A 7,016-nucleotide genomic window follows, 5' to 3' on the forward strand; every position below is an offset into this window, starting at 1 on the left:
CCACCAGGTTGTCCACGCCGGCCTCGGCGGCGCCCTGCAGCAGGCGCCGCCGGGCCWCGGGGTAGCCATCCCAGCCATCGGTCCAGGTCCGGCGTCCCTCGGGCGTGTCGATGCCGGTGGCGCTCATCTGCGTCGACTGGCCGAGCAGCTTCCATGGCCGGCTCGAGCCGGCCAGCCCCTGCGCCAGCCAGCGCTCCTGATCCGCGCCGAGCATCGTCCGCGCGGGATCGGCCAGTTCGGTGCAGGCGGTCACGCTGCGGCCGACATCGCGCGCCGGATCGGGGCAGGCATGGTGGCTGCGGTACTGGCGGCAGTCGAGGGTCCACAGCTCGGCCAGCCGGCCCCAGGCGAAGCGGTCGTGGATGCGCATCTCGGCGCCCTGCGGCGGCAGCGCCAGCGGCATGTGCTCGAAGTAGGCCTGGTAGGCCGCGGCCCGCCGCCGCAGGAAGCGCGCCGTGTCGTCGTGGGTGGGCTCGCGGTCGCCGGAGTAGTCGTTGTGGTCGTCCCAGGTCAGGATCCACGGATGGGCGGCATGGGCGGCCTGCAGGTCGGGGTCGCGCTTGTAGAGCGCATGCCGCTCGCGGTAGGCGGCCAGCGTGTGCGGCGTCGGCGCGCCGTGCTGGCGCAGCCTGTACGCGGGACTGCTGCCTTCGTAGATGTAGTCGCCGACGAAGAGCACGAAGTCGAGATCGCGCGCGGCGATCTCCCGGTGCGCGACGAAGAAGCCTTGCTCATAGTGCTGGCAGGAAGCGAGCGCGAGCCTCAGGCGGCGCACATCCGCGTCCGGCGCCGGGGCGGTGCGCGTGTGGCCGACCGGGCTCTGCCCATCGCCGCAGCGAAAGCGGTACCAGTAGTCGCGCTGGGGCTGCAGGCCCAGTGCCACGACATGCACGCTGAAGCCGCGTGATGCATCGGTCGCGAGTTCCCCTCGGGCAACCACGCGCTTCAGGGCGGCATCGGTGGCGATCTCGTACTGCACGACGCAGGCCGCATCGGCGATCCGGTCCAGGTCATCGGCCTCGGGCGCCAGCCGGGTCCACAGCACCACGCCATCGGCCCGTGGCTGGCCGCTCGCCACGCCGAGCGTGAAGGGGTTGGCCCGCCAGCGCGGCGCGGCCTGCGCGCGCCCCGGCAGCGCCGCCCAGGCCCCCAGCGCAAGCCACAACTCTGCGCGATTCAACTCCCTGCGACGCCATCTCATGGGCGCATTGTCGCGCCCCCTATGATCGGCGCGCATTCGCAACCAGGGGATCGGCGTGCTCAACGGACTGTGGCTTGGCTTCTTTCTGACCGCGGCGGCCGCGGCGCTGAGCCGCTGGCTGCTGGGCGGCGACGCCAGCGTGTTCGCCGCCATGGTCGAGAGCCTGTTCGCGATGGCCAGGCTGTCGGTCGAGGTGATGGTGCTGCTGTTCGGCACGCTCACGCTGTGGCTCGGCTTCCTGCGCATCGCCGAGGCCGCGGGCATCGTCGACCGGCTGGCACGGCTGCTCGGGCCGCTGTTCCGCCGGCTGATGCCCGAGGTGCCGGCCGGGCATCCGGCGCTCGGCCTGATCACGCTCAACTTCGCCGCCAATGCGCTGGGGCTGGATAACGCGGCGACGCCGATCGGGCTCAAGGCGATGCGCGAGTTGCAGACGCTGAACCCGCGCAAGGACACGGCAAGCAACGCGCAGATCCTGTTCCTGGTGCTCAATGCGTCCTCGCTGACGCTGCTGCCGGTGACGATCTTCATGTACCGCGCGCAGCAGGGCGCGGCAGACCCGACGCTGGTGTTCCTGCCGATCCTGCTGGCGACCAGCGCCTCGACGCTGGCCGGACTGCTGTCGGTGGCCATCATGCAGCGGCTTCGGCTCTGGGACCCGGTGGTGCTGGCCTACCTGCTGCCCGGCGCGCTGCTGCTCGGCGGCTTCATGGCGCTGCTGGCCACGCTGTCGGCCGCGGCGCTGGCAACGCTGTCCTCGCTGCTCGGCAACCTGACGCTGTTCGGGCTGATCATCGGCTTCCTGCTGGTCGGCGCGATCCGGCGGGTCAAGGTCTACGAGTGCTTCATCGAAGGCGCCAAGGAGGGCTTCGACGTCGCCAAGAACCTGCTGCCCTACCTGGTCGCGATGCTGTGCGCGGTCGGAGTTCTGCGGGCCTCCGGCGCGCTCGACCTGGCGCTCGAAGGCATCCGCTGGGCGGTGGCCCGGACCGGCTGGGACACGCGCTTCGTCGACGCCCTGCCGACCGCGCTGGTCAAGCCCTTCTCGGGCAGCGCGGCGCGCGCGATGCTGATCGAGACCATGCAGAGCCAGGGCGTCGACAGCTTCGCGGCGCGGGTCGCGGCCACCATCCAGGGCAGCACCGAGACCACCTTCTACGTGCTGGCGGTGTACTTCGGCGCGGTCGGGGTCCAGCGTGCGCGCCATGCGGTCGGCTGCGCGCTGCTGGCGGAACTGGCCGGCGTCGTGGCCGCGATCGGCGTCGGCTACTGGTTCTTCGGTTGACCGCACTGAGCGGAAGACAGACGGCCGCGCGGCCGATCGGCCAAAATGGACCTCCAACTGCCCCGCTCCCCCGTGACCGCTCCCGCCCAGGCGCAACCGCCTTCCTTCTCCATCGACGAGTTCCGCGCATCGCTCGGCATGTTCGCGACCGGCGTGACCATCGTCACTGCGCGGGCCGCGAACGGCACGCTGGTGGGCCTGACGGCCAACTCATTCAATTCCGTCTCGCTCGATCCGCCGCTGGTGCTGTGGAGCCTCGCGCGCAGCGCGGCCTCGATGGCGGCCCTGCGCACCGGCTCGCACTATGCGATCAACATCCTGGCCGCCAACCAGAAGAGCCTCGCGGAGCGTTTCGCGACCAAGAACGTCGATCGCTGGCGTGAGGTCGACTACACCGAAGGCCTCGGCGGCGCGCCGGTGCTGGTGGGTGCCGCGGCCAGCTTCGAGTGCTTCAACCGCAGCCGCTACGACGAGGGCGACCACGTGATCTTCGTCGGCGAGGTCGAGCGCTGCATGCACAGCGCGGGCGCCTCGCCGCTGCTGTTCCACGGCGGGCGCTTCTACACGGAGCATCCGCTTTGAAGGCCGCGCCGGCGGTGCTGCTGGCGCTGGCCTGCGCGGTCGAAGCCGCCGCTGCACAGGAGACGCCGAAGCCCGACAAGAAGAACTGGTTCGACGACCCTTTCTTCCAGGTCGCGTCGGGCATGCCCAATTGCCCGGTGCCCGAAGGCCCGCTGCTGACCGCGGAAGAACGCCGTGCGCAGATGCACTCGCGCCTCGAGCGCGGCACCAGTTGCTGGCTGGCCGGGCGCTGCGCCGACAGCAATGCCTACCGCTACGACAAGCCGCTGGCGCCCAAGGTGCAAGCTGCACTGGCCGCCGTGCCGGGCGTGCGGCGCGCCAGCGTGTGGGTCGTCATCCAGCGGCGCTGGGTCTACCTGCAGGGCTGCGTGCCCTCGCGCGCCATGGGCGCGGCGCTGGACCGCGCCGCGCGCAGCGTGTCCGACGTCGAGGTGGTGCTGCCCGCACTGATGGTCGGCACGCGCGGCCGCCCGCCTTATACAGTCGCGTCCCCCTGACGGTTTGCGCCGGCCGCACCACAAGAAGAACAGAGACACCAGGAATGATCGAACGCAAGGAACATCTCGACCCCCGCGCCACGGCCCTGCTGCTCGCCTGCTGCGCCTTCTGGGGCCTGCAGCAGATCCTGATCAAGACCACGGTCGGCGAAGTGCCGCCGCTGTGGCAGGCCTCGATCCGCATGATCGGCGCGGTCGTGCTGTTGTGGGCCTGGTGCGCGCGCCGCGGCGTGCCGCTGTTCGAGCGCGACGGCACGCTGCCGGGCGGCCTGCTGGCCGGCGCGCTGTTCGCGGGCGAGTTCACCTGCATCTACCTCGGGCTGCAGCTCACGACGGCCTCTCGGCTCACAGTGTTCCTCTACACCTCGCCCTTCGTGGTCGCATTGCTGCTGCCGCGCTGGGTGGTGGCCGAGCGCTTGCGCGGCCTGCAATGGATCGGTCTTGCGATCGCTTTCGCGGGCGTGGTGCTGGCCTTCAGCGAGAGTTTCGGCCACAGCACCTCGGCGCAATTGCGCGGCGATGYGCTGGCCCTGGCCGCGGGCGTGATGTGGGGACTGACCACGCTGACCATCCGCACCACCCGGCTCGCCACCGCCAGTGCCGAGAAGACGCTCTTCTATCAAATCGCGGTGACCGCCGCGGTCTCGCCGCTGCTGTCGCTGCTGCTCGGCGAGCGCTGGGGCTTCGCCTACTCGGGCTATGCCTGGATCTCGATCGGCCTGCAGACCGTGATCGGCGCCTTCGCGAGCTACCTGGCCTGGATGTGGCTGCTGCGCCATTACCCGGCCACCCGCATCTCCTCCTTCACCTTCCTCACGCCGCTGTTCGCGCTGGTGTTCGGCGTGGCGCTGCTGGCGGAGGCGCTGACGCTGCAACTGGTGCTGGCGCTAACCGGCGTGGCGCTCGGCATCGTGCTGGTGAATCGCCGGCCAGGAGCCGACACATGAAGTTTCAGCCCGTGCTCGACGCCATCAACGCCGAACTCCGTCCGCTGCTCGGCGCCGAGGGCCAGGTGGCCAGCTACATCCCGGCGCTGGCGCGGGTGCCGGCGCAGCAGTTCGGCATCGCACTGCGAACCTGCGACGGCCAGGAGGCCTCGGCCGGCGACGCCGACACGCCGTTCTCGATCCAGAGCATCTCGAAGCTGTTCACGCTGACGCTGGCGATGCGGCGGCTCGGCGAAGCGCTGTGGGAGCGCATCGGCCGCGAGCCTTCGGGCAACCCCTTCAACTCGCTGTTGCAGCTCGAGCACGAGCACGGCGTACCGCGCAATCCCTTCATCAATGCGGGCGCGATCGCGGTCGCCGACCGGCTCGTGAGCCTGGGCCACGCCAAGGCCGACCTGCTGGCGCTGATGTCGGCGCTCTGCGGCGAAGCGATCGCCTACGACGAGGAAGTGGCCGCCTCTGAGGCCGTGACCGGCTTCCGCAACATCGCGCTGGCGAACTTCATGAAGAGCTTCGGCAAGATCGACAACGACGTGCGCAAAGTGCTGAGCCTGTACTTCCACCAGTGCGCGATCCGCATGAACTGCCGCCAACTGGCGCGCGCCACCGCCTTCCTGTGCCGCGACGGCGCGCACCCGATCGACGGCGAGCCCGAGGTCACGACCGAACGCCATACGCGCCGCATCAACGCGCTAATGCTGACCTGCGGCACCTACGACGCCGCCGGCGACGTGGCCTTCTCGATCGGCCTGCCCTGCAAGAGCGGCGTCGGCGGCGGCATCGTCGCCGTGGTGCCCGACCAGTTGACACTGTGCGTCTGGTCTCCGGCGCTCGACGCCAACGGCAACTCGCTGCTGGGCCTGAAGGCGCTCGAGCTGTTCGCGACCCGCACCGGTCTTTCCATTTTTTGAATGCACACATGACAGACACTGCCCCTCCGATCCAGGAAGCCACGGTCTGGAGCGACGAGCTCTGGACCGCCCGCGTGATCAAGAACGAAGACGACGACGGCTGGGCCGTGGCGATGACCCGGCAAGGCGACCCCGAGCCGGCGCTGGTCGGCCCCTGGACCATGGGCCGCGACAAGAAGAACCCCAAGCCGCTCGATGCGCCGGCCTTCCACACGCTGGTGAAGACCGCGTCCGAGGTGCTGCGCCGACACGAACAGCAGTTGCACGCGCAGTTGAACAAGAGCGTCAGCGTGGGCGCCGGCTCGGAACGCATCCGCGTGTCGCTGCAGATCGTGCCCGATGAGGACAACCCGCACGCGATGCTTCGGGCCCACGACGAATCCGGCAGCGAGCTTGCCGAGCTGCGGGTGAAGCCGGACTTCAAGCTCAGCGCCGCCAGCGCGGAGACCTGGATCGGCAGCGGATTCGAGAAACCCCGCTGAGGCGGCGGGCATCGGCGTTCTGCTCTACGCTACGCCATGCCTCTTCTTCCCGCCCTCCTGCTGTTCCTCCACCTGCTCGCCGCCGCCTTCTGGGTCGGCGGCATGGCGACGATGCACTTCGCGGTGCGTCCTGCCGCGGTCGCCTGCCTCGAGCCGCCGCTGCGCCTGCCCTTCATGGCGGCGGCGTTGTCGCGCTTCTTCGCCGGCGTCTCGGCCGCCATCGGCGTGCTGCTGGCGACCGGCCTGCTGCTGGTCTGGACGCGCGGCGGCTTCGCCCGGGTCCACTGGAGCGTGCATGCGATGCTGACGCTCGGGCTGGTGATGATGGCGCTGTTCCTGCACCTGCGCTTCGCGCCCTATCCGCGACTGCTGCGCGCGGTCGCGGCGCGCGAATGGCCGGTGGCGGCAGCGAACCTGAACACGATTCGCAAGCTGGTCAGCGTGAACCTTGTGCTGGGCGTGATCGTATTCGCACTGGCGGTGGTCGGCCGGGCGTTCTGACCGCTGCCCAGCCTAGCGCTGGCTGAACGTCTCCAGGATCCGCAGCACGCTCTCGGTCGCGCCATCCAGCGCCGCGCGCGGCCGGTGCGCGATGCCCAGCCGGCGCACCAGCGTCGGCCGCAGCGGCAGCATGCGCATGCGCTCGTCGCTCGGGTTGTCGCTGGCCGGCAGCAAGGGCAGCACCGCGGCGCCGTAGCCGGCGGCCACCAGGCTGCGCATCGCGGCGTCGTAGTTGAGCTCGATGCGGGGCCGCGGCGCCTCGCCCGCGGCCGCGAACCATTCGGTCGTCAACCGGTACATGTGGGTGCTGCTGTCGTTGGCGATCAAGGGCTGCTGGGCCAGCCACTTCGGCGTCGCGCGCTGCGGCGTCTTCCACTTGCGCGGCACGAAGGCCATCATCGGCTGGCTGCGCCAGCGCGTCACGACAAGGTCGCGCAGCGGCGGCTGCGGCACCGCCACCAGGCCGATGTCAATCGTGCCCATGGCGAGCCGGGACATCGCCTCGTTCGAGCCCAGGATGCTGACCTCGACGTCGATGCCGGGGTGACTGTGCTCCAGGGCTTCGAGTACCTGCGGCAGCAGATCGACCACCACGCCGGTCGAGGTGCCC

9 protein-coding genes are annotated in these 7,016 nt (G+C 70.2%); 7 read left to right on the plus strand and 2 right to left on the minus strand.

Annotated features, from left to right (window positions below):
• A partial coding sequence (locus AC1DY5_RS35915) for an alkaline phosphatase D family protein (RefSeq protein WP_478119257.1) occupies positions 1–1,201 on the minus strand: 1,201 nt, incomplete at its 3' end.
• A gap of 55 nt (positions 1,202–1,256) precedes the next feature.
• On the opposite strand from AC1DY5_RS35915, the gene AC1DY5_RS35920 reads away from it, so the two are divergent.
• The 7 genes from AC1DY5_RS35920 to AC1DY5_RS35950 are packed head-to-tail and all read left to right on the plus strand — an operon-like array spanning position 1,257 to position 6,406.
• Positions 1,257–2,486, plus strand: coding sequence for a nucleoside recognition domain-containing protein (locus tag AC1DY5_RS35920; protein ID WP_478119258.1), 1,230 nt, complete (start codon positions 1,257–1,259; stop codon positions 2,484–2,486).
• 45 nt (positions 2,487–2,531) lie between these two features.
• Positions 2,532–3,068, plus strand: a complete 537-nt coding sequence (locus AC1DY5_RS35925) for a flavin reductase family protein (protein WP_478119259.1) — start codon at positions 2,532–2,534, stop codon at positions 3,066–3,068.
• On the plus strand, positions 3,065–3,565 hold the full coding sequence (locus AC1DY5_RS35930) for a BON domain-containing protein (RefSeq protein ID WP_478119260.1): 501 nt from the start codon (positions 3,065–3,067) through the stop codon (positions 3,563–3,565). Before AC1DY5_RS35925 ends, AC1DY5_RS35930 begins: the two co-directional genes overlap by 4 nt.
• Before the next feature lie 44 nt (positions 3,566–3,609).
• Entirely contained in the window at positions 3,610–4,512 is a 903-nt protein-coding gene (locus tag AC1DY5_RS35935) for a DMT family transporter (protein WP_478119261.1), read from the plus strand.
• Positions 4,509–5,423 carry a glutaminase gene (locus AC1DY5_RS35940; protein ID WP_478119262.1) on the plus strand — a complete coding sequence of 305 codons (915 nt, stop codon included), beginning with the start codon at positions 4,509–4,511 and terminating at the stop codon, positions 5,421–5,423. The genes AC1DY5_RS35935 and AC1DY5_RS35940 overlap by 4 nt, the downstream gene beginning before the upstream one ends.
• An 8-nt stretch (positions 5,424–5,431) precedes the next feature.
• Positions 5,432–5,905: a hypothetical protein gene (locus AC1DY5_RS35945; RefSeq protein ID WP_478119263.1), complete on the plus strand. Its 474-nt coding sequence runs from the start codon at positions 5,432–5,434 to the stop codon at positions 5,903–5,905.
• A gap of 36 nt (positions 5,906–5,941) precedes the next feature.
• Positions 5,942–6,406: a CopD family protein gene (locus tag AC1DY5_RS35950; RefSeq protein WP_478119264.1), complete on the plus strand. Its 465-nt coding sequence runs from the start codon at positions 5,942–5,944 to the stop codon at positions 6,404–6,406.
• 12 nt (positions 6,407–6,418) lie between these two features.
• On the opposite strand, the gene AC1DY5_RS35955 is transcribed toward AC1DY5_RS35950, so the two are convergent.
• Positions 6,419–7,016, minus strand: a 598-nt coding sequence (locus AC1DY5_RS35955) for a LysR family transcriptional regulator substrate-binding protein (protein WP_478119265.1), incomplete at its 5' end; no start/stop codon positions are given.

The organism is Variovorax sp. P4_D9 (assembly GCF_056401695.1).

What these genes read in the sequence shown, in the direction of transcription:
- AC1DY5_RS35925 (WP_478119259.1), top strand. Translation starts at nt 2,532, where the DNA reads ATGGACCTCCAACTGCCCCGCTCCCCCGTGACCGCTCCCGCCCAGGCG.
- AC1DY5_RS35940 (WP_478119262.1), top strand. Translation starts at nt 4,509, where the DNA reads ATGAAGTTTCAGCCCGTGCTCGACGCCATCAACGCCGAACTCCGTCCG.
- AC1DY5_RS35945 (WP_478119263.1), top strand. Translation starts at nt 5,432, where the DNA reads ATGACAGACACTGCCCCTCCGATCCAGGAAGCCACGGTCTGGAGCGAC.
- AC1DY5_RS35950 (WP_478119264.1), top strand. Translation starts at nt 5,942, where the DNA reads ATGCCTCTTCTTCCCGCCCTCCTGCTGTTCCTCCACCTGCTCGCCGCC.